19 protein-coding genes, 1 pseudogene and 1 riboswitch are annotated in these 19033 nt (G+C 38.6%); of the genes and pseudogenes, 18 read left to right on the top strand and 2 right to left on the bottom strand.

Annotated elements, in window-relative coordinates; all coding sequences use genetic code 11:
* The 10 genes from RWO85_RS08110 to RWO85_RS08065 form a co-directional block, all read left to right on the top strand.
* A partial coding sequence (locus tag RWO85_RS08110) for a DNA polymerase (RefSeq protein WP_314415219.1) occupies positions 1-917 on the top strand: 917 nt, incomplete at its 5' end.
* Positions 918-1018: 101 nt separating this feature from the next.
* Positions 1019-1121, top strand: a riboswitch (TPP riboswitch).
* Between the two features lie 68 nt (positions 1122-1189).
* Positions 1190-1480, top strand: a complete 291-nt coding sequence (locus RWO85_RS08105) for a thiamine-binding protein (protein WP_314415217.1) — start codon at positions 1190-1192, stop codon at positions 1478-1480.
* Complete coding sequence (locus tag RWO85_RS08100; protein WP_194250903.1) at positions 1443-2201, top strand: ABC transporter permease; 759 nt, start codon at positions 1443-1445, stop codon at positions 2199-2201. The genes RWO85_RS08105 and RWO85_RS08100 overlap by 38 nt, the downstream gene beginning before the upstream one ends.
* Positions 2202-2239: 38 nt before the next feature.
* Positions 2240-3247, top strand: a complete 1008-nt coding sequence (locus RWO85_RS08095) for an ABC transporter substrate-binding protein (RefSeq protein ID WP_314415215.1) — start codon at positions 2240-2242, stop codon at positions 3245-3247.
* Positions 3247-3975 (top strand): ABC transporter ATP-binding protein, encoded by a 729-nt coding sequence (locus RWO85_RS08090; protein WP_314415213.1) that lies wholly within the window; start codon positions 3247-3249, stop codon positions 3973-3975. The genes RWO85_RS08095 and RWO85_RS08090 overlap by 1 nt, the downstream gene beginning before the upstream one ends.
* Positions 3976-4093: 118 nt before the next feature.
* Positions 4094-4552: a CtsR family transcriptional regulator gene (locus RWO85_RS08085; protein WP_042901850.1), complete on the top strand. Its 459-nt coding sequence runs from the start codon at positions 4094-4096 to the stop codon at positions 4550-4552.
* 1 nt (position 4553) lies between these two features.
* Entirely contained in the window at positions 4554-6986 is a 2433-nt protein-coding gene (locus RWO85_RS08080; protein ID WP_314415211.1) for an ATP-dependent Clp protease ATP-binding subunit, read from the top strand.
* A gap of 148 nt (positions 6987-7134) precedes the next feature.
* Positions 7135-8193: an AAA family ATPase gene (locus RWO85_RS08075; RefSeq protein ID WP_314415208.1), complete on the top strand. Its 1059-nt coding sequence runs from the start codon at positions 7135-7137 to the stop codon at positions 8191-8193.
* 9 nt (positions 8194-8202) lie between these two features.
* Positions 8203-8982, top strand: coding sequence for a nicotinamide riboside transporter PnuC (pnuC, locus tag RWO85_RS08070; protein ID WP_314415207.1), 780 nt, complete (start codon positions 8203-8205; stop codon positions 8980-8982).
* A 1-nt stretch (position 8983) separates the two neighbouring features.
* The gene (locus RWO85_RS08065) at positions 8984-9757 is read left to right on the top strand and encodes an NUDIX hydrolase (protein ID WP_314415205.1); all 774 of its coding nucleotides are present in this window, start codon (positions 8984-8986) and stop codon (positions 9755-9757) included.
* A gap of 72 nt (positions 9758-9829) precedes the next feature.
* On the opposite strand, the gene RWO85_RS08060 is transcribed toward RWO85_RS08065, so the two are convergent.
* Positions 9830-10060 carry a hypothetical protein gene (locus RWO85_RS08060; RefSeq protein ID WP_314415203.1) on the bottom strand — a complete coding sequence of 77 codons (231 nt, stop codon included), beginning with the start codon at positions 10058-10060 and terminating at the stop codon, positions 9830-9832.
* A 277-nt stretch (positions 10061-10337) separates the two neighbouring features.
* On the opposite strand from RWO85_RS08060, the gene RWO85_RS08055 reads away from it, so the two are divergent.
* Positions 10338-11036, top strand: coding sequence for a hypothetical protein (locus RWO85_RS08055; RefSeq protein ID WP_314415202.1), 699 nt, complete (start codon positions 10338-10340; stop codon positions 11034-11036).
* A gap of 173 nt (positions 11037-11209) precedes the next feature.
* On the opposite strand, the pseudogene RWO85_RS08050 reads toward RWO85_RS08055, so the two are convergent.
* Positions 11210-11436, bottom strand: a pseudogene (locus RWO85_RS08050) (tRNA dihydrouridine synthase DusB); the annotation flags it as partial.
* A gap of 117 nt (positions 11437-11553) precedes the next feature.
* Between RWO85_RS08050 and RWO85_RS08045 the strand changes: the two are divergent.
* The 7 genes from RWO85_RS08045 to RWO85_RS08015 all read left to right on the top strand — a co-directional run bounded on the left by RWO85_RS08045 (position 11554) and on the right by RWO85_RS08015 (position 19015).
* Complete coding sequence (locus tag RWO85_RS08045) at positions 11554-13326, top strand: ATP-binding protein (RefSeq protein ID WP_314415201.1); 1773 nt, start codon at positions 11554-11556, stop codon at positions 13324-13326.
* Positions 13304-13909 (top strand): response regulator transcription factor, encoded by a 606-nt coding sequence (locus RWO85_RS08040; RefSeq protein ID WP_295502605.1) that lies wholly within the window; start codon positions 13304-13306, stop codon positions 13907-13909. Before RWO85_RS08045 ends, RWO85_RS08040 begins: the two co-directional genes overlap by 23 nt.
* A 98-nt stretch (positions 13910-14007) precedes the next feature.
* On the top strand, positions 14008-14901 hold the full coding sequence (locus RWO85_RS08035) for an AvrD family protein (protein ID WP_314415200.1): 894 nt from the start codon (positions 14008-14010) through the stop codon (positions 14899-14901).
* A complete protein-coding gene (locus tag RWO85_RS08030) occupies positions 14901-15677 on the top strand; it encodes an ATP-binding protein (RefSeq protein WP_314415198.1) in 777 nt (258 codons plus the stop codon). The genes RWO85_RS08035 and RWO85_RS08030 overlap by 1 nt, the downstream gene beginning before the upstream one ends.
* Positions 15678-15685: 8 nt before the next feature.
* Positions 15686-16363, top strand: coding sequence for an ABC transporter ATP-binding protein (locus RWO85_RS08025; RefSeq protein WP_000614114.1), 678 nt, complete (start codon positions 15686-15688; stop codon positions 16361-16363).
* Positions 16360-18627, top strand: a complete 2268-nt coding sequence (locus RWO85_RS08020) for an ABC transporter permease (RefSeq protein WP_314415196.1) — start codon at positions 16360-16362, stop codon at positions 18625-18627. Before RWO85_RS08025 ends, RWO85_RS08020 begins: the two co-directional genes overlap by 4 nt.
* Before the next feature lie 67 nt (positions 18628-18694).
* Positions 18695-19015, top strand: coding sequence for a hypothetical protein (locus RWO85_RS08015; protein ID WP_314415194.1), 321 nt, complete (start codon positions 18695-18697; stop codon positions 19013-19015).
* The last annotated feature ends 18 nt before the right edge of the window (positions 19016-19033 follow it).

Below are 19033 nucleotides of genomic sequence, written 5' to 3'. Positions count from 1 at the left end.
CCTTTTTGTCTAAAACACTGGCGACCATTGATACCAAGACACCGATTGAGATTGGCTTGCAAGACTGGATTTTGGCTGATGGCAAGATTCATACTCGCTATGTTCAGGATTTGACCCAGACTGGGCGTTTGTCTAGTGTGGATCCAAACTTGCAAAATATTCCTGTGCGTTTGGAACAAGGCCGTCTCATTCGTAAGGCTTTTGTGCCAGAGTGGAAGGATAGTGTGTTGCTCAGTTCGGACTATTCGCAGATTGAATTGCGTGTTTTGGCGCATATTTCTAAGGATGAGCACTTGATTAAGACTTTCCAAGAGGGGGCAGATATCCATACTTCGACAGCCATGCGGGTCTTTGGCATTGAGCGTCCTGAGGATGTGACTGCAAACGACCGTCGCAATGCCAAGGCTGTCAACTTTGGAGTGGTTTATGGGATTTCAGACTTTGGTTTGTCTAATAATTTGGGCATTAGCCGTAAGGAGGCCAAAGCCTACATTGATACCTACTTTGAACGCTTCCCAGGTATTAAAAACTACATGGATGAAGTGGTGCGTGAGGCGCGTGATAAGGGCTATGTAGAGACCCTCTTCAAGCGTCGTCGTGAGTTGCCAGATATCAATTCGCGTAACTTCAATATTCGTGGTTTTGCAGAGCGGACTGCTATCAACTCTCCTATCCAGGGTTCGGCGGCAGATATTCTCAAGATTGCCATGATTCAGCTGGATAAAGCCTTGGTTGCAGGTGGTTATCAGACTAAGATGCTGTTACAAGTGCATGATGAAATCGTCCTTGAAGTTCCTAAGTCTGAACTAGCAGAAATGAAAAAATTGGTCAAACAAACTATGGAAGAAGCCATTCAACTCAGTGTTCCCCTTGTCGCAGACGAAAATGAAGGGGCAACCTGGTACGAGGCTAAATAAAAAGTTATGTAGAGTTTGAAGCACTTGTTTTCAAACTCTTTTTCATGTTTTTCTGTAAGCAGTTTCCTTGACATTTTTTTGGTTTTGCGCTATCATATGTCCATATAATATATGGGAGTCTGTGTACAGTCTGAGAGGAAGTGTTAAACTTCGACCGCACCTGATCTGGGTAATGCCAGCGTAGGGAACGATACTTAGTCTATTCTGCACCTTTTCCATATATGGTAAAGGTTTTTCTTTTTATCAAAGGAAAACGAGAAGAGGAGGTTGTTATGAAAGCAAGCATTGCCTTGCAAATTTTACCCCTATCACAGGGGATTGATCGGATTGCTGTTATCGATCAAGTCATTGCTTATCTGCAAGCTCAAGAGGTGACTATGGTGGTGACACCATTTGAAACGGTCTTGGAAGGGGAGTTTGATGAGCTTATGCGCATTCTCAAAGAAGCGCTAGAAGTGGTAGGGAATGAGGCAGATAATATCTTTGCCAATGTCAAAATAAATGTAGGAGAGATTTTAAGTATTGATGAGAAACTTGAAAAGTATACTGAGACGACACATTAGTCTATTGGGTTTTCTCGGAGTCTTGTCAATTTGGCAGTTAGCAGGTTTTCTTAAACTTCTCCCCAAGTTTATCCTGCCGACACCTCTTGAAATTCTCCAGGCCTTTGTTCGTGATAGAGAATTTCTCTGGCACCATAGCTGGGCCACCTTGAGAGTGGCTTTACTGGGGTTGGTTTTGGGAGTTTTGATTGCCTGTCTCATGGCTGTACTCATGGATAGTTTGACTTGGCTCAATGACCTGATTTACCCTATGATGGTGGTTGTTCAGACTATTCCGACTATTGCCATAGCTCCTATCTTGGTCTTGTGGCTAGGTTATGGGATTCTCCCCAAGATTGTCTTGATTATCTTGACGACAACCTTCCCCATCATCGTCAGCATTTTGGACGGTTTTAGGCATTGTGACAAGGATATGCTGACCTTGTTTAGTCTGATGCGGGCCAAGCCTTGGCAAATCCTGTGGCATTTTAAAATTCCTGTCAGTCTGCCTTACTTTTATGCAGGTCTGAGGGTCAGTGTCTCCTACGCCTTTATCACAACAGTGGTATCTGAGTGGTTGGGAGGCTTTGAAGGACTAGGTGTCTACATGATTCAGTCCAAGAAACTGTTTCAGTATGATACCATGTTTGCTATTATTATTCTGGTATCGATTATCAGCCTTCTGGGTATGAAGTTGGTCGATATCAGCGAGAAATATGTTATTAAATGGAAACGTTCGTAGAATTAGAATGTTTCTGAAAAAGAAAAGAGGAAATCAAAATGAAAAAAACATGGAAAGTGTTTTTAACTGTTTTAACAGCTCTTGTAGCTGTTGTGCTTGTGGCTTGTGGTCAAGGAACTGCTTCTAAGGACAACAAAGAAGCAGAACTCAAGAAGATCGATTTTATCCTAGACTGGACGCCAAATACCAACCACACAGGGCTTTATGTGGCTAAGGAAAAAGGCTATTTCAAGGAAGCTGGAGTGGATGTTGATTTGAAATTGCCACCAGAAGAAAGTTCTTCTGACTTAGTCATTAATGGTAAGGCGCCATTTGCAGTGTATTTCCAAGACTACATGGCTAAGAAGTTAGAAAAAGGTGCAGGAATTACTGCCGTTGCAGCTATTGTTGAACACAATACATCAGGAATTATCTCTCGTAAATCTGATAATGTAGCTAGTCCAAAGGACTTGGTTGGTAAGAAATACGGGACTTGGAATGACCCAACTGAACTTGCTATGTTGAAAACCTTGGTAGAATCACAAGGTGGGGACTTTGAGAAGGTAGAAAAAGTACCAAATAATGACTCAAACTCTATCACACCGATTGCTAATGGAGTATTTGATACTGCATGGATCTACTACGGTTGGGATGGAATCCTTGCTAAATCTCAAGGCGTAGAGGCTAGCTTCATGTACTTGAAAGACTACGTTAAAGAATTTGACTACTACTCACCAGTTATCATCGCAAACAACGACTATCTGAAAGACAACAAAGAAGAAGCTCGCAAAGTTATCCAAGCTATCAAAAAAGGTTACCAATATGCTATGGAGCATCCAGAGGAAGCGGCAGATATCCTCATTAAGAATGCACCTGAACTTCAGGAAAAACGTGACTTTGTCATCGAATCTCAAAAATACTTGTCAAAAGAATACGCAAGCGACAAGGAAAAATGGGGTCAATTTGATGCAGCTCGCTGGAATGCCTTCTACAAATGGGATAAAGAAAATGGTATCCTTAAAGAAGATTTGACAGACAAAGGCTTCACCAACGAATTTGTGAAATAATGACAGAGATTAGACTAGAACATGTCAGTTATGCCTATGGTCAGGAGAGGATTTTAGAGGACATCAATCTGAAAGTCACTTCAGGTGAAGTGGTTTCTATCCTAGGTCCAAGTGGCGTTGGTAAGACTACGCTTTTCAACTTAATTGCGGGGATTTTAGAAGTTCAGTCAGGGAGAATTGTCCTTGATGGTGAAGAAAATCCCAAGGGGCGCGTGAGTTATATGTTGCAAAAGGATCTGCTCTTGGAGCACAAGACCGTGCTTGGTAATATCATTCTGCCCCTCTTGATTCAAAAGGTGGATAAGGCCGAAGCTATTGCCCGCGCGGATGACATTCTTGCGACCTTTCAGTTGACAGCTGTACGAGACAAGTATCCCCATGAACTTAGTGGGGGGATGCGTCAGCGTGTGGCCTTGCTTCGTACCTATCTTTTCGGGCACAAGCTCTTTCTCTTAGATGAGGCCTTTAGCGCCTTGGATGAGATGACCAAGATGGAACTACACGCTTGGTACCTTGAGATTCACAAGCAGTTGCAGCTAACAACATTGATTATTACTCATAGTATTGAGGAGGCCCTCAATCTCAGTGACCGCATTTATATCTTGAAAAATCGCCCTGGGCAGATTGTTTCAGAAATTAAACTAGATTGGTCTGAAGATGAGGACAAGGAAGTTCAAAAGATTGCCTACAAACGTCAAATCTTGGCAGAATTAGGCTTAGATAATTAGAAAAATAGGGAGTTGGTGAAGATTATCCTTTACCAGCGCCCTTTTTCTTTTAAAAATGAGAAAATTTCGGTATAATAGTCAAAGATAGTCAAGGTTCAAAGAGAGAGGTGGGTTTGTAATGAGATTTAAAAATACATCGGATCATATTGAGGCCTACATCAAGGCGATTTTAGATCAATCTGGTATCGTGGAGTTGCAACGGAGTCAGTTGGCAGATACCTTCCAGGTTGTTCCTAGTCAGATTAACTATGTGATCAAGACACGCTTTACGGAAAGTAGAGGCTACTTGGTTGAAAGTAAGCGTGGTGGCGGAGGCTACATTCGTATAGGACGGATTGAGTTTTCTAGTCATCATGAAATGCTCCGAGAGCTACTTTATTCGATTGGCGAGCGGGTCAGTCAAGAAATTTATGAGGATATTCTACAGCTTTTGGTTGAGCAGGAATTGATGACCAAGCAGGAGATGAATTTGCTGATGGCAGTAGCTTTGGATCGCGTTCTAGGAGAAGAAGCTCCAGTCCTTCGAGCTAACATGCTACGACAGGTTATACAAGAGGTAGATAGAAAAGGGAAGTAAGATGAACTATTCAAAAGCATTGAATGAATGTATCGAAAGTGCCTACATGGTTGCTGGCCATTTTGGAGCTCGTTACCTAGAGTCTTGGCACTTGTTGATTGCCATGTCTAATCACAGTTATAGTGTGGCAGGGGCGACTTTAAATGATTATCCATATGAGATGGACCGTTTAGAAGAGGTCGCTTTGGAACTGACTGAAACGGACTATAGCCAGGATGAAACCTTTACGGAATTGCCGTTTTCTCATCGTTTGCAGGTTCTTTTTGCTGAAGCAGAATATGTGGCGTCAGTGGTCCATGCTAAGATGCTAGGGACAGAGCATGTCCTCTATGCGATTTTGCATGATGGCAATGCCTTGGCGACTCGTATCTTGGAGAGAGCTGGTTTTTCTTATGAAGACAAGAAAGATCAGGTCAAGATTGCAGCCCTTCGTCGAAATTTAGAAGAACGAGCAGGCTGGACTCGTGAAGACCTCAAGGCTTTACGCCAACGCCATCGTACAGTAGCTGACAAGCAAAATTCTATGGCTAATATGATGGGAATGCCCCAGACTCCGAGTGGTGGACTCGAGGACTATACGCATGATTTGACAGAGCAAGCGCGTTCTGGCAAGTTGGAACCAGTTATCGGTCGGGATAAGGAAATCTCGCGTATGATTCAAATCTTGAGCCGTAAAACCAAGAATAATCCTGTCTTGGTTGGGGATGCTGGTGTCGGGAAAACAGCTCTGGCCCTTGGACTCGCTCAGCGTATTGCTAGTGGGGATGTACCTGTGGAAATGGCTAAGATGCGCGTGTTAGAGCTTGATTTGATGAATGTCGTGGCAGGGACACGCTTCCGTGGTGACTTTGAAGAGCGCATGAACAATATCATCAAGGATATTGAAGAAGATGGGCAAGTCATCCTCTTTATCGATGAACTTCATACCATCATGGGTTCTGGGAGTGGAATTGATTCAACTCTGGATGCGGCCAACATCTTGAAGCCAGCCTTGGCGCGTGGAACCTTGAGAACGGTTGGTGCGACCACTCAGGAAGAATACCAAAAACACATCGAAAAAGATGCGGCCCTTTCTCGTCGTTTCGCCAAAGTAACGATTGAAGAGCCAAGTGTGGCAGACAGCATGACCATTTTACAAGGTTTGAAGGCGACTTATGAGAAACATCACCGTGTACAAATCACAGATGAAGCGGTTGAAACAGCTGTCAAGATGGCGCATCGTTACTTAACCAGTCGTCACTTGCCAGACTCTGCTATCGATCTTTTGGATGAAGCAGCGGCAACAGTGCAAAATAAAACTAAAAATGTAAAAGCAGATGATTCAGGTTTGAGTCCAGCTGACAAGGCCTTGATGGATGGCAAGTGGAAACAAGCTGCTCAACTAATTGCTAAAGAAGAGGAAGTGCCTGTCTATAAAGACTTGGTGACAGAGTCTGATATTTTGACCACCTTGAGTCGTTTGTCAGGTATCCCAGTTCAAAAACTGACTCAAACTGACGCTAAGAAATACCTGAATCTGGAAGCTGAATTGCACAAACGTGTCATCGGTCAAGATCAAGCAGTTTCAAGTATTAGCCGTGCCATTCGCCGCAACCAGTCAGGGATTCGCAGTCACAAGCGTCCGATTGGTTCCTTTATGTTCCTAGGGCCTACAGGTGTCGGTAAGACCGAATTGGCCAAGGCTTTGGCAGAAGTTCTTTTTGACGACGAATCAGCTCTTATCCGCTTTGATATGAGTGAGTATATGGAGAAATTCGCAGCCAGTCGTCTCAACGGAGCTCCTCCGGGTTATGTGGGCTACGAAGAAGGTGGGGAGTTGACCGAGAAGGTTCGCAACAAACCATACTCTGTTCTCCTCTTTGATGAGGTAGAAAAAGCCCATCCAGACATCTTTAATGTTCTCTTGCAGGTCTTGGATGACGGTGTCTTGACCGATAGCAAGGGACGCAAGGTTGACTTTTCAAATACCATTATCATCATGACGTCAAACCTTGGTGCGACAGCCCTTCGTGATGACAAGACTGTCGGATTTGGGGCTAAGGATATTCGTTTTGATCAGGAAAATATGGAAAAACGCATGTTTGAAGAGCTGAAAAAAGCTTATAGACCTGAGTTTATTAACCGTATTGATGAAAAGGTGGTCTTCCATAGCCTATCTAGTGACCATATGCAGGAAGTGGTGAAGATTATGGTCAAACCTTTAGTGGCAAGTTTGGCTGAAAAAGGCATTGACTTGAAATTACAAACTTCCGCACTGAAATTGTTGGCCAATCAAGGATATGACCCAGAGATGGGAGCTCGTCCACTTCGTAGAACCCTACAAACAGAAGTGGAAGACAAGTTGGCAGAACTTCTTCTCAAGGGAGAATTAATTGAAGGTAAGACACTTAAGATTGGTGTCAAAGCAGGCCAATTGAAATTTGATATTGCATAAAAATGGAGAATCAGGAGCAATCTTGATTCTTTTTTTTCGCAATCTTTTTATAAAAAATGATAAAAAACTATTGACAAAACAAAAATATAGTTTACAATAAAAACATAGATAATAAAAATATCAAAAAATATAAAAAGGCTATAGGTTTATGAAAAAGAAAACAGCAGTGGTATTTGGAACCTTTGCTCCACTTCATCAAGGACATATCGATCTGATTCAGCGAGCGAAGCGGCAGTGTGACCAGGTCTGGCTTGTCGTTTCAGGCTATGAGGGAGACAGAGGGGAACAGGTAGGCTTAACGCTTCAAAAAAGATTCCGCTATATCCGAGAGGCCTTTGGTGATGACGAGTTGACCTCGGTTTGTAAGTTAGATGAAACCCATCTTCCTCGTTACCCTATGGGCTGGCAGGAGTGGTTGAATCAGATGTTTGTAGAGATTTCCTATGATGAAACCCAGCAAGAACTAATCTTCTTTGTGGGAGATGCAGACTACCAGCAGGAATTATCAAATCGTGGCTTTGAGACTGTCTTGCAAGAAAGAAAGTTTGGTATCTCAGCGACTATGATTCGAGAAAATCCAAGCAAATATTGGAAATACATCGCTCAACCCTTCCGACGTCAGTTTACAAAGAAAGTGTTGATTATGGGAAGTGCCAGTAATGGGAAGACCACTCTGGCCAAGGATTTGGCTAGGTATTACGATGCACCCGTCAGTCTGGAATACGCACGTGAGTACCAGATCAAAAACAATGTCCGCGACGATGAATTGACTCCAAAGGATTACTATTATCTCCTGTTGGGGCAGTATGACCAGACCTCTAAGTTAATTGACAGTAATGCCAATAGGGGACTGGTGATAGCAGACACCAACTCCTTAGTAACCAAGGGCTACTATGATTATTATATGGAGACTGAGGATCAAGAGGACTTATCAGGAGAAACCTTTGATAATCTCTTTGCCTCTATCTTGGCTAAGGAAAAATGGGACTTGATTCTCTTTGTGCAGCCTGTCGGCTCCTATGTCAACGACGGATTTAGAGATATGACCATGGCAGAAGATCATATTCGTCATAGTTTTTCCCAGCATTTGGATCAGATGAGGGAGTGCTACTTAGCAAACATTCCACTAGTTTATCTAGCTGAGGATTATCTAGGAAATTATGAAGCAGCAAAAGTGGCTATCGATGCCATTTACCAAGCAGATTAGGAGAAAATTATGAAAAAACTAACTGAAAAAATCACACAATTTATCGAAAACTTTAAAAACGTCCTTGCAGAAGTCCGCAAGATCGGTTTTGCAGGAATCATGAACCTGCTCTGGAAAGATCTATTTGTCGGTCGTAGCCTCTTCCAGTGGTTGTATCTCATCGTCCTGTCAAGTGTTCCCTTGATCTTGGAATTCACGCAAAATACAGAAAGTCATGACTGGATGAGCTTGTTTGCATCTTGGACTGGGATTGTCTGTGTTATCTTGGTAGCCGAAGGGCGTGCAAGCAATTATCTCTTTGGGGCCATTAACTCTGCTATCTATTTGGTTTTGGCCATGAATGCGACTTTTTATGGTGAAGTTTTGACGACCGTTTACTTCTTTGTCATGCAGCCGATTGGTCTCTATGCTTGGCTGTCCAACCGTATCAATGATCAAGGAAAAGCAGAAGAATCTCATTTTGAAGCTAAGAAATTATCTGTGCTTGACTGGCTCAAGTACTTGGCCTTGACTGCTATCATCTGGATTGGTATGGGCTTGGCTTACCAAAGTATCCATAGTGCTCGCCCTTTCCGTGATAGTGTTACCGATGCGACCAATGGTGTCGGTCAGCTCTTGATGACACGTCTCTATCGTGAGCAATGGATTTTCTGGATTGCAACTAATCTCTTTAGTATTTATCTCTGGTGGGGTGAAAATATCCATATCCAAGGGATGTACTGGGTTTACACTCTCAATAGTCTAGTAGGTTGGTACCAATGGACCAAGGCAGTTCGTAAGGAGGCATAAAATGACGGACACGATGATTCCAGCAGAGATGACGGAAAAAGAATATTTTGAAATTCATGAAAGTCAGGAAGAGTTTTTAGATTGGTACTACAAGCAGGAACTCCCTCAATACGAAAAACCAAGTGTGACGGTGGATATGGTAGCCTACTGCTTTGTTGAAGGAAAGATCAAGCTCTTGCTAATCCGTCGCAAGGCTCACCCTTATCAAAACTGTTTGGCCTTAGTTGGAGGATTTATGGACAAGGGCGAAGACGCTGCGCATGCCTGTCAGCGTGAGGTGAGAGAAGAAGTTAATCTCGATCTTCCTTTGGAAAAAATTGAGCAATTGATGACCGTATCGACCCCCGGCCGTGACCCCCGAGGCTGGACAGTGACGATTGCCCACTTGGTTTATTTACCTAGTCGTGCATTAGAACTTGTTCAAGCAGGAGACGATGCCAAGGATGTCGTTTTTGCAGATGTCGATTTTCAGACAGGCAAGTGCTTCTTAGAGGGAGTAGAGTTGGAGGAGCAAGCCTTCGCTTTTGACCATTATGCCATTATCCAAGAATCCATCAAACGAATCCAAGGCCGTCTCGACTGGAATCCGACCTTCCTCTATCTGCTGGAGGAGGAGTTCACTGTCTATGAAGGGACTGAACTGGTCAATCTTATCACCCCCGGTCGTCCCATCGTCAGCAATAACTTTCTCGTAAAATACGGAGAATATGTAGAAGAAGTCGGACTCAAACGAGTACCTAAAAAGAAACCAAGAAAAACCTATCGATTGAAATAAAAAGCGAGGCCGGGAAAAAGTTCCCGACCTCTTTATTTGCCTTTATTAGTTTGATTTGCTGTTGCGACTGTTTTAGGGATGGCCATCTTTCTTAGAATTGCTCAACATGTGAGTAAAGAAGTCTTTGTATCGATACTTGAGATAGTTCTCATGTAAAACTAACAAAGCGATATAAACAATCAAAAAGATTGTAGTCAGATAAAACACATCAAATGCAGTTCGCGCATAGTGAGTGGCTGACTGATAAGAGCCAATAGCTCCTAAAATCAACCAAGGAAGATACTTGTAATACTTATTTAGCATAAGAGTGCACCTCCTATATTCTATTTCAATGTTATTATATTCCTTTGTATTTAAAGATGCAAGCGATTACACAAAACAAATTTAAATTTTTAACAGGAAAATCTCCTGTTTTTCTGTTTTATTACGAATAGAAGAGTAGGAGGAGTAAAGGTGTTTAAATTATGTGAGATTTTTAAAATAGTTTAGATAAATTGTTGACATATTTAAATTAGAATGTTACAATTATATTACAAAAAGATTTCATTATATTTCTAAAATATTACAAAGGAGTAGAAAAATGAAAAAGAAAACCTATATCAAATTGATGGCAGCAACTGTATTGGCTTCTACCTTGCTATTAGGAGCTTGTGGAAATAAAAAGGAAACAACTCAAGCAAGCAGTTCTGCTAAGACAAGCCAATCATCAAGCTCTAAAGCAGCTTCTGCTAGCAAAGAAAGCAAGACTCAGAAGTCCTCAAATTCAGCTTCATCTGAAAAGGCTAAGGCGTCTACTGATCAATCTTCAGCAAGTGCGACACCGTCACAATTGGCACCTGCACCAGAGCAAAGACAAGGTCAAGAAGTAGCTAATCAACAGGCAGCTAGTCAACAAACTTCTGCTCAGGCTCCGTCAACTCAACAGGCTTCTCAAGCCCAGTCTAACCAATCAAGCTATGATTCTACAACTGACCGCAAACTTCAAGATAAGCAAGCAGAGCAAAATAAACGCTACAAGGGTGTTTTAACCATGGTAGACGGAGATTTCTCAGCTGCAGCGGGTAACTGGAAGGGAGCTAATGGCGAAACCATCACAGTTTCATCAGGTGGTCAATTTACAGTAGAATCTGCTGATGGAAAGAAAGAAAATTACTCTATCAAAGGCTATTCTTATACTCTTGATGATGGTAAGTATAATGCCAAAATCGGTGGAGGAAAAATCATCCAAATTACAACAGGAGCGGATGGCAAGGTTTCCAGTGTTGCTTTGAATCAATAATAACGATTAGTATTTGAATTTTTACAATCAAAGAAAGAGGCTGTACAAAAAGTCTTTAAAATAAAAAAACGCATAATATTAGGTGTTGAAACCTGGATACTATGCGTTTTATTGTGGGAAGATTTACTTTATTTTCTACTTAAATTGAGTTTTTGTCCAGTCTCTTTAATTTATTAAGCCTTATCCAACTGCAAGAGTGCTTCAATCTCTGCCAGGGTGCTAGCTTGTGAAATAGCTCCACGGAGTTTGGCAGCGCAGATGGTCCATGGAGGTAGTGAGGAGCGAGGCCACGGAACTCACGAACTGCGACATTTTCCTCTTTGAGGTTAATTAAGCGTTTCAAGTGTTCGTAGGCGATTTTCATCTTGTCCTCAAAAGTCAAATCAGGGAGGATTTTACCTACTAGAAGATTGTATCAGTTATATTTCGAAAGAAAAAAGAATAAATTTAACTATAAAACCTGTCTTATTGAATGAAAAAATGGTAGAATAAACATCAATATCAAGTGAAATATGGAGTGTTACAAACAATGAAGTCAAAAATATTTCGATTTTCTTTGATTTTGTTATTTATTTTCTTTTTTTATTTTTCGTTTTCAATATTTAACCGAACGTATAGTGGAATCACCGTAGATAAACATGAGAATGAGTGGATAGTTAGACAAGTCCATAATCTGGGAAGCTTTGCAAATCATCAAGAGATAATAGGGTCATCTATTATACAAATAGACGGTCAGAGTCCAGATAGTAATTTCTTATTATCTCGATTTTTAATTGTTGAACCGCTTCATTCTGTGACAGTGTTAGATAGGGGAATTTCAAAGACTTTAATAATAGAATCTGGGAGATCAAGCCAAATTATCTTTCTTGTTTTATCAATCATTGCTTTTCTGATTCTACTGTTATTTCGCTTATACATAAAAGGCAGAAGTAGAGGAAAAACTGGGAAACGATATTTTTATTTTATTATTTATACTAGTCTGATGTTATTATCGATTATTCCATCAAGTATAGGAGATGTATTTGGTCGTAGTCTATTAATTTCATACTTGACTTTATTTCCATTATTCATGGATATCTTCATTAGAGTGTTAGTCTTGAAGATAAAAGGTTCAACCATTTCTAACTTTTCTCGTATTATACTGGGCTATTCACTCATAACTCAACTTTTGTATGTTTATAATCTTATACAGCCCATTGATTTTTTAACCATCTTTTTTTCTAGGGGAGTATTTTATTTAGTATTTTTCTTTTTAGTTATCCTACTGTTAAAGATGCTTATAAATTACTATCAGAGAAGAGAAATGTTGCCAATTCATACCTTATTTTTAGCAGTTCTGGCCTTATTTCCTCTATTTTTTGGATATATTTTTCCGATTGGTAAGGAAGTTTCGTTTATTTATAGTATTCCTCTATTGTTGCTTATTTTGTTCTCTATTGTGAATAACTTGATACTAGAACGACTGATATATGTTGCCTGGAAGTGGAATCCATTCATATATAACTTGATATTTGCCGTTTTTTTTACTAGTCTAATTATTCTTTTTAGTCTGCTATTAAGAGAATTTTCTCCAATTTTTTTCGTTCTTTACACTTTTCTTTTTTCGCTAGCTTTGTTACCTGAAATAAGGAAAATGATGTTGATTAGCCATAAAATGGAGGGAATCTTTAGTAGTTTTCATACTTTTGTAGCTACTGAATTAGAGAGGGAAGAAATTGCAACGTTTATACATGATACTACAATTCAGAAGGTTATTTATTATAAAAAGCAGTTAGAAATTAGTGAACAAATTAATAGGGGAGCTTTATTAGAGATGTTGGATGATATTGTCTTTGAATTAAGAGATTTATGTTCCAATATCTATCCTTTAATGGTGCATGAGTTAGGGTTGAAAGAATCTATTACTAGCATATTAAATCAATTCATGAAGATGGAAACTGTTTCGATTATGACAACTTTTTCAATAGATGAAGAAAAAGTTAATGATAAAGTGGGCACGTTTGTATTAAGGACAGTTAAAGAACTAGTAAATAATAGTATTCTTCATGGGAATGCTAGAGAAATTACTGTAGATTTATCTACAAAAGAAAAGATTTTATCTATTGAAGTTACAGATGATGGTATTTTTAAGGGAAACTATCAGTCTAATGAACATCATTTTGGTTTAAATAGAATTGTAGAGAAGGTTCATTTATTGGGGGGAACTGTTCAGCTAAATATTGAACCTACAAGTGTGAAGATACGAATACCTATAGAAGGGAAGAAAAATGATTCGTTTGGTTTTGATTGATGATCACAGTTTAGTATTACAAGGATTGGAGAACTATTTTTTAAAGGAAGATGATTTTGAAATTGTTGGGTCCTATACAGAAGTAGCAGATTTACTTCTCTGTCTTAAGAATGAAAAGGTAGATGTGCTAGTTATGGATTTTATGTTGAAAGGAGTAACGGCATTTGATGTTATTAGTCAGATAAATAGATTTCTGAATACAGTTCCCAAGATAGTTCTTTTATCAGGATTTTATGACACTTTGTTACATAAGAGAGCGATGGATTTTGGGATTCAAGCTTTTTTACCCAAAGAAAGTTCTTATTTGGATGTTAAAAGTGCAATTTATGCTGTTTATAAGGGAAATCACGTTATCCCAGATGGTTTGTTAGAAAAGCAAGAAAATAATCTATTGACAGATACGGAGTTAAGTGTATTGGAACTTATTGTAAAAGAATATTCTAATGAAAAGATAGCAAATAGTTTATTTGTTAGCAGGAGAACAGTGGATACTCATGTTTCAAATATTTGTTCAAAGTTGGGAGTGACGAGTAGAGTTGGAGCTGTACGTGAGGCTATTCGATTAAATCTCGTATCTTTATAATTTTATCCTAAAAAGGCAAGAAGGTTTTCGTAAATTACGGATTCTTTCTTGTCTTTTTTTGTTTAAGATAGAGTCAGTTTAATAGATTGGAGAAGGATATGCTAACAGTAGATTATTTACTTGGAGATAATAGAAATCGCTATTTTGGTAGAGGGCATAAGAGGACGACTTATGAAGTTAAGTTGAAAAATATTTTAGAAGGGGTTGGGTTTCTTCATCAAGAAGGTTTGTGGTCTAGTAAACAATCTGAAATCATACAGCAGCACCTGAGTACATTAGATGGAATAGTATTAGCTCATTTATTTGGAAGTGAAATACTGAAAAGAATGGGAGTGAGCTTAAATCAGTATAGGTTAAGCCATTTTGAGATAAAGTCAGGGATAAAAGCTATAGAAGAATTGGTAAATTTAAAATTAGAATTACAAAATTTCAAAATGACGAACCAAGTGATTGAATTTGATTGCTTGGTAATGGATATGAAAGTTTGTTTAGGCTATCAATTATTAGAATGTATGGAAAATGTAGCTGCTATAGGAGAACAAGGTAGAGATTTTTTATCAACGCATTTAAGAGATAGACAACATGATATATACGATGTTGAATTTTCAGATAGTAGTATATCTTGTAAAGCAGAGCAAGTATTGATCAAAGATGTTGAATATAGTGGTGTAGGTAGTCTGGAACAGAATTATTATAGTTTGTTAGAACTTCTGATTATTTTTTCTCAAATGGCAGAGATGTTAGCCTACCATATCGAAGAGATATCGCGGGAGGAGAGCAATACCATGTGGATGAAGCAAGTAAGTGCAGACTTGGATTCACCAATTTTGAACGGAGTAGTAGAGCTTAGTGGTAGTGTTTCGAAAAATAGATTGTTAAAAATTAGAGAAGAACATTGGAAAATCTACGAAATGTCTGGGTATGATATAGATCATAAGGTAGTCTTCAAAAGTAAAATAGCTCAAAAATTACCTGATGGAGGGGGACAGTGATGGGAAATAGAGAATTAAGGTTAGTCATATCAGGTACTTATTCTACGGGTAAGACAACAACTGCTACAGCTCTTTCGATTGCAACGGGACTTCCCTTAATTGACGCTTTATCTGCGAGGGAAATTTTGACAGATTTATATCCTGGCAGAAGATTTCAGGATATGTCATCAACTGAGTTAATGGCACTGGGATTAAAGCGTTTTGAAGAGAGAATTCGTACAGAAGGAATTTTATACAAGGAACATGGAAGTTTTCTATCAGATGGTTCAGTATTGAATGAATGGATTTACGGGACTGTTCGAATGAGGGTAGGAATTAATCCAGGCTCAGCATTCGTTCATCGATTGATGAAATCTATTTTAGGTATTCCTGGTCGAACATTTTTTAAAAAATATTTGACTGCTTATGGAGTTGTCTCTAAGAATCATGCGAAATTGTGGTATACAGATGTTGTCCATCTACCAGTAGAGTTTGAAATGGATCCAGATGGGCATAGACCAGTATCTGAAGAGTATCGGAATTTATCAGATGAGGAATTATATGAAGCTTATAGGAATTTGGGTCTGACACCTTATTGTGTCAAAGGTAGTCAGGAAGAACGGTTAAATCAAATCATTCAACATTATGAGTTGCCAATAGTTGTTCCAGTAGATGAGGCTATTTCCTTAGCTGAAAAGGTTATACGAGAAAACAGGGAAGCAGTATCTAAACGTATCATAGAGCAGTATGAAGAGCCTACATTAAAGGAAAAAATAAAATTTATGACAAGATATTAGGAGTATGTATGATTCAGTTTCAAAATATTAGTAAGATTTATAAGGTAGGAGAGCAAGAAGTTCGTGCTCTGGATCAAGTTAGTTTTTCTATTGAGAAAGGGAAATTTACAGTTATTTTAGGTCCATCAGGTTCAGGGAAAAGTACGTTACTAAATTTACTTGGTGGGATGGATCGTGCGACATCAGGAACCTTTATATTTGATGAGGAACTAGTAACAAAGTTTACGGATAAGGAATTATCTGCTTATCGAAAAGATAAAATTGGTTTTGTTTTTCAATTTTATAACTTAGTTCCAAGTTTAACGGCCAAGGAGAACATAGGTATTGCAGCCAATTTAGTGAAAAACAATAAAGAAATTGATATGTATTTAGATCAAGTTGGTTTACTTCATAGAAAAAATAATTTTCCTAATCAACTTTCTGGAGGTGAAATGCAACGTGTATCAATTGCAAGGGCATTGGCTAAAGAGCCTAGTCTATTATTGTGTGATGAACCTACAGGAGCGTTAGATTCAAAGACAGGTGATAGTATTTTAACTTTATTGAAGGAAGTTTCTAGAAATGGGAATGCTGCAGTTGTAATGGTTACACATAATAGAGAGTTTGCTAAATTTGCAGATCGAGTGATATATTTGAAAGATGGAAGTATTGAAAAAATAGAGAATAATGAAGAGGTGCTGGGATGAGGTATCTTCATATAAAATTATTAAGAGATCTTCGGCAAAATTGGCAACAATTTTTCTCTGTTTTTCTGATGTCTCTATTAAGTGTATTAATCTTTGTAGGGCTACAAGGAGCTTGGCATGGACTTGAAAAGAGTCTAGAGAGTTATTTGAAACAATCTGAACTTCCTGTTGTTTGGGTTCAAGCGAGACAAATTGATGAATCAAAAATCAAGCAGGTTGAACTCTTATCTTCTGTTGAAAAAGTTGTCAGTAAAAAGAAAGGCTTTGCTAATATTGTTCGTTTAGACAAGACTGACGGACGAATCAATCTTGAAACGATTACAGATAATCAACTGGTTACAGTAACAGAAGGAAGTCCTTTTTCTGAGGGAAAACAAGATTCGATTTGGATTGATGGGAATTATGCGAAGAAGAATCATTTACAGATTGGAGATTCAATTTCTATTTCATCAAGGGGGAAACAGATAGATTTAGAAATTGTAGGATTTGTTCAGGCGACAGATAAGATTTATTTTACAGGTAGCATGGAATATATAGCTCCAAATCCTGACAATGATGCCTATGGTTATATTGCAGATAATGAAATTGCAAAAGGAATTCTGGGTTTATCGTCAGATAATGCCTTAGAAATTTACGGTTCTAAGGTGGATTTGCGAGGAGATTTAGAGTCTATTTTTGGGGGCGATTTAGTTTCTTATCAAGATCAAAAAAGTTTAACTGAAATATCAGAAGCTACCGATCGAGTGGGGCAAATTAGGAATTTATCTTACTTATTTTCTTTTATCTTTATTTTGTTAGCTATTTTGGCTATGTTTACAACCATTCAGCGTTTGATTGATGGTCAAACAAAAGAGATTGCTGTATTAAAGGCTTTAGGTTTTTCAAATCAGGCTATCGGCTTACATTATATTTTATTTGGTTTAGTAGTAAGTTTATTAGGTAGTTTAGCAGGCTTTGCTATTTCTCCTTTGATGTCATGGTTTGTACTAGAAACTCAAAAGTCAATGTTTACACTTCCAAATTGGCAAATCTCTTATTCATCTTCATCAATAGTCATTGGTATTGTAGTCATTATAATTTGTATTTTAGCTGCCTATTTAGCTTCTAGAGAGTCAGCTAGAGGCTTACCAGCAATATTTTTAAGAGGTAAAGAAAAACTTGCTAAATTTGTCTTTGTGGAAAGATTTTCCCCTATATGGCAACGAATTTCTTATCCTTCAAGATGGGCAATTCGTGATGCCTCGTTTAATCGTATTCGAGTTTTGATGGGAATCGTGGGAGTTGCAGGAAGTATGATGTTACTGATTGCTGGAATTGGTATGCCTGTATCTATGAATCATCTTGTTGATAAGGCATATAATGAAGATTTTTCTTACTCAAAACGACTGACTGTGGCGGATTATCCTACTTCTAAGTCTAAATATGGTGGGCAAGGTGTACAAATTTCACAAGCACATTTTAGTCCAGATGATGGATACAATCGTTTATTGATTATATTTGATGATGGAGATATGATACAAGCAAAAACAGAGAGTGCTGAATCTTTGAAAGATGATGGTTTGTATGTAACTAGATCATTTGCCCGTTTGGCAGGTATTAAAGTCGGAGATGTTTTAACTGTAACTCCTTATCAAGATGGTCATACTTACAAGTTTGAAGTAAAAGGGATTGTCACAAGTGAAACCAATCAAGGGGCTTATCTTCATGCTAGAGTCTTTGAAAAAGCAGGGGGAGATTTTACTCCCCATACTTTATTAGTTGGGTCAGAGGTGGATCAAGACACTATTAAGCAAGACAAAGGTGTTCTATCTGTCATTGAAAAAGGGAGTCAAGAAAAAAATGCCTATGATTTTGTAGCTAGTTTAATGAGTGTATTTCTAATGATTATTGGCTTTGCTTTATTACTTGTTATTATTGTTCTATATAATCTAGGTTCTTTAAACTTTGTAGAGAGAATGAGAGACTATGCTACATTGCAAGTATTAGGATTTTCTAATCAATATCTACAGATGGTAACTCTTTTTGAGACTATACTAACTACCTTTATTGGGTGGCTAGTAGGAATTCCTTTAGGCATATGGTTTTTGAAAGAATATGTAGCAACATTTTCGACGATTCGAATTGAGTATACCGCTTATGTCAGTATGTATGTCCTTGCTTCTGCTACGTTATTGGTTTGGTTTACATCTTTAGGGACTGCTTATTTTATTAGTCTTCGTATGAGAAAGATTGACATGATTAGTGCTCTAAAGGGGGTAGACTAGTATGGTCAGTTATGAGTGAATCTATAGACATTTATGAATAATTGTTAATCATCGGTTCTAATACTCAATGAAAATCAAAGAGCAAACTAGGAAGCTAGCCGCAGGCTGCTCAAAGCACTGCTTTGAGGTTGTAGATAGAACTGACGAAGTCAGCTCAAAACACTGTTTTGAGGTTGTGGATAGAACTGACGAAGTCAGTAACCATACCTACGGTAAGGCGATGCTGACGTGGTTTGAAGAGATTTTCGAAGAGTATAAGGTCCAAATTTACCTATTTGTGTCTTGGTTCACTACATTACTGCATTCAAAATCCGTCAGCTCAATAAGAGTTGACGGATTATTTTATACTCATACTTGGGTTAAAAATTCTTCTGTAGTAAGAATTTGAGCAAACTCATCTTGTAGA

This window comes from uncultured Streptococcus sp. (genome assembly GCF_963521865.1).
Lineage (GTDB): Bacteria > Bacillota > Bacilli > Lactobacillales > Streptococcaceae > Streptococcus.
The sequence above is the reverse complement of the archived record's forward strand: the minus strand, read 5'-3'. Positions and strand labels throughout refer to the sequence as shown.

What these genes read in the sequence shown, in the direction of transcription:
- RWO85_RS08105 (WP_314415217.1), top strand. Translation starts at nt 1,190, where the DNA reads ATGAAAGCAAGCATTGCCTTGCAAATTTTACCCCTATCACAGGGGATT.
- RWO85_RS08100 (WP_194250903.1), top strand. Translation starts at nt 1,443, where the DNA reads ATGAGAAACTTGAAAAGTATACTGAGACGACACATTAGTCTATTGGGT.
- RWO85_RS08095 (WP_314415215.1), top strand. Translation starts at nt 2,240, where the DNA reads ATGAAAAAAACATGGAAAGTGTTTTTAACTGTTTTAACAGCTCTTGTA.
- RWO85_RS08090 (WP_314415213.1), top strand. Translation starts at nt 3,247, where the DNA reads ATGACAGAGATTAGACTAGAACATGTCAGTTATGCCTATGGTCAGGAG.
- RWO85_RS08085 (WP_042901850.1), top strand. Translation starts at nt 4,094, where the DNA reads ATGAGATTTAAAAATACATCGGATCATATTGAGGCCTACATCAAGGCG.
- RWO85_RS08080 (WP_314415211.1), top strand. Translation starts at nt 4,554, where the DNA reads ATGAACTATTCAAAAGCATTGAATGAATGTATCGAAAGTGCCTACATG.
- RWO85_RS08075 (WP_314415208.1), top strand. Translation starts at nt 7,135, where the DNA reads ATGAAAAAGAAAACAGCAGTGGTATTTGGAACCTTTGCTCCACTTCAT.
- pnuC (WP_314415207.1), top strand. Translation starts at nt 8,203, where the DNA reads ATGAAAAAACTAACTGAAAAAATCACACAATTTATCGAAAACTTTAAA.
- RWO85_RS08065 (WP_314415205.1), top strand. Translation starts at nt 8,984, where the DNA reads ATGACGGACACGATGATTCCAGCAGAGATGACGGAAAAAGAATATTTT.
- RWO85_RS08060 (WP_314415203.1), bottom strand. Translation starts at nt 10,060, where the DNA reads ATGCTAAATAAGTATTACAAGTATCTTCCTTGGTTGATTTTAGGAGCT.
- RWO85_RS08055 (WP_314415202.1), top strand. Translation starts at nt 10,338, where the DNA reads ATGAAAAAGAAAACCTATATCAAATTGATGGCAGCAACTGTATTGGCT.
- RWO85_RS08040 (WP_295502605.1), top strand. Translation starts at nt 13,304, where the DNA reads ATGATTCGTTTGGTTTTGATTGATGATCACAGTTTAGTATTACAAGGA.
- RWO85_RS08035 (WP_314415200.1), top strand. Translation starts at nt 14,008, where the DNA reads ATGCTAACAGTAGATTATTTACTTGGAGATAATAGAAATCGCTATTTT.
- RWO85_RS08030 (WP_314415198.1), top strand. Translation starts at nt 14,901, where the DNA reads ATGGGAAATAGAGAATTAAGGTTAGTCATATCAGGTACTTATTCTACG.
- RWO85_RS08025 (WP_000614114.1), top strand. Translation starts at nt 15,686, where the DNA reads ATGATTCAGTTTCAAAATATTAGTAAGATTTATAAGGTAGGAGAGCAA.
- RWO85_RS08020 (WP_314415196.1), top strand. Translation starts at nt 16,360, where the DNA reads ATGAGGTATCTTCATATAAAATTATTAAGAGATCTTCGGCAAAATTGG.
- RWO85_RS08015 (WP_314415194.1), top strand. Translation starts at nt 18,695, where the DNA reads ATGAAAATCAAAGAGCAAACTAGGAAGCTAGCCGCAGGCTGCTCAAAG.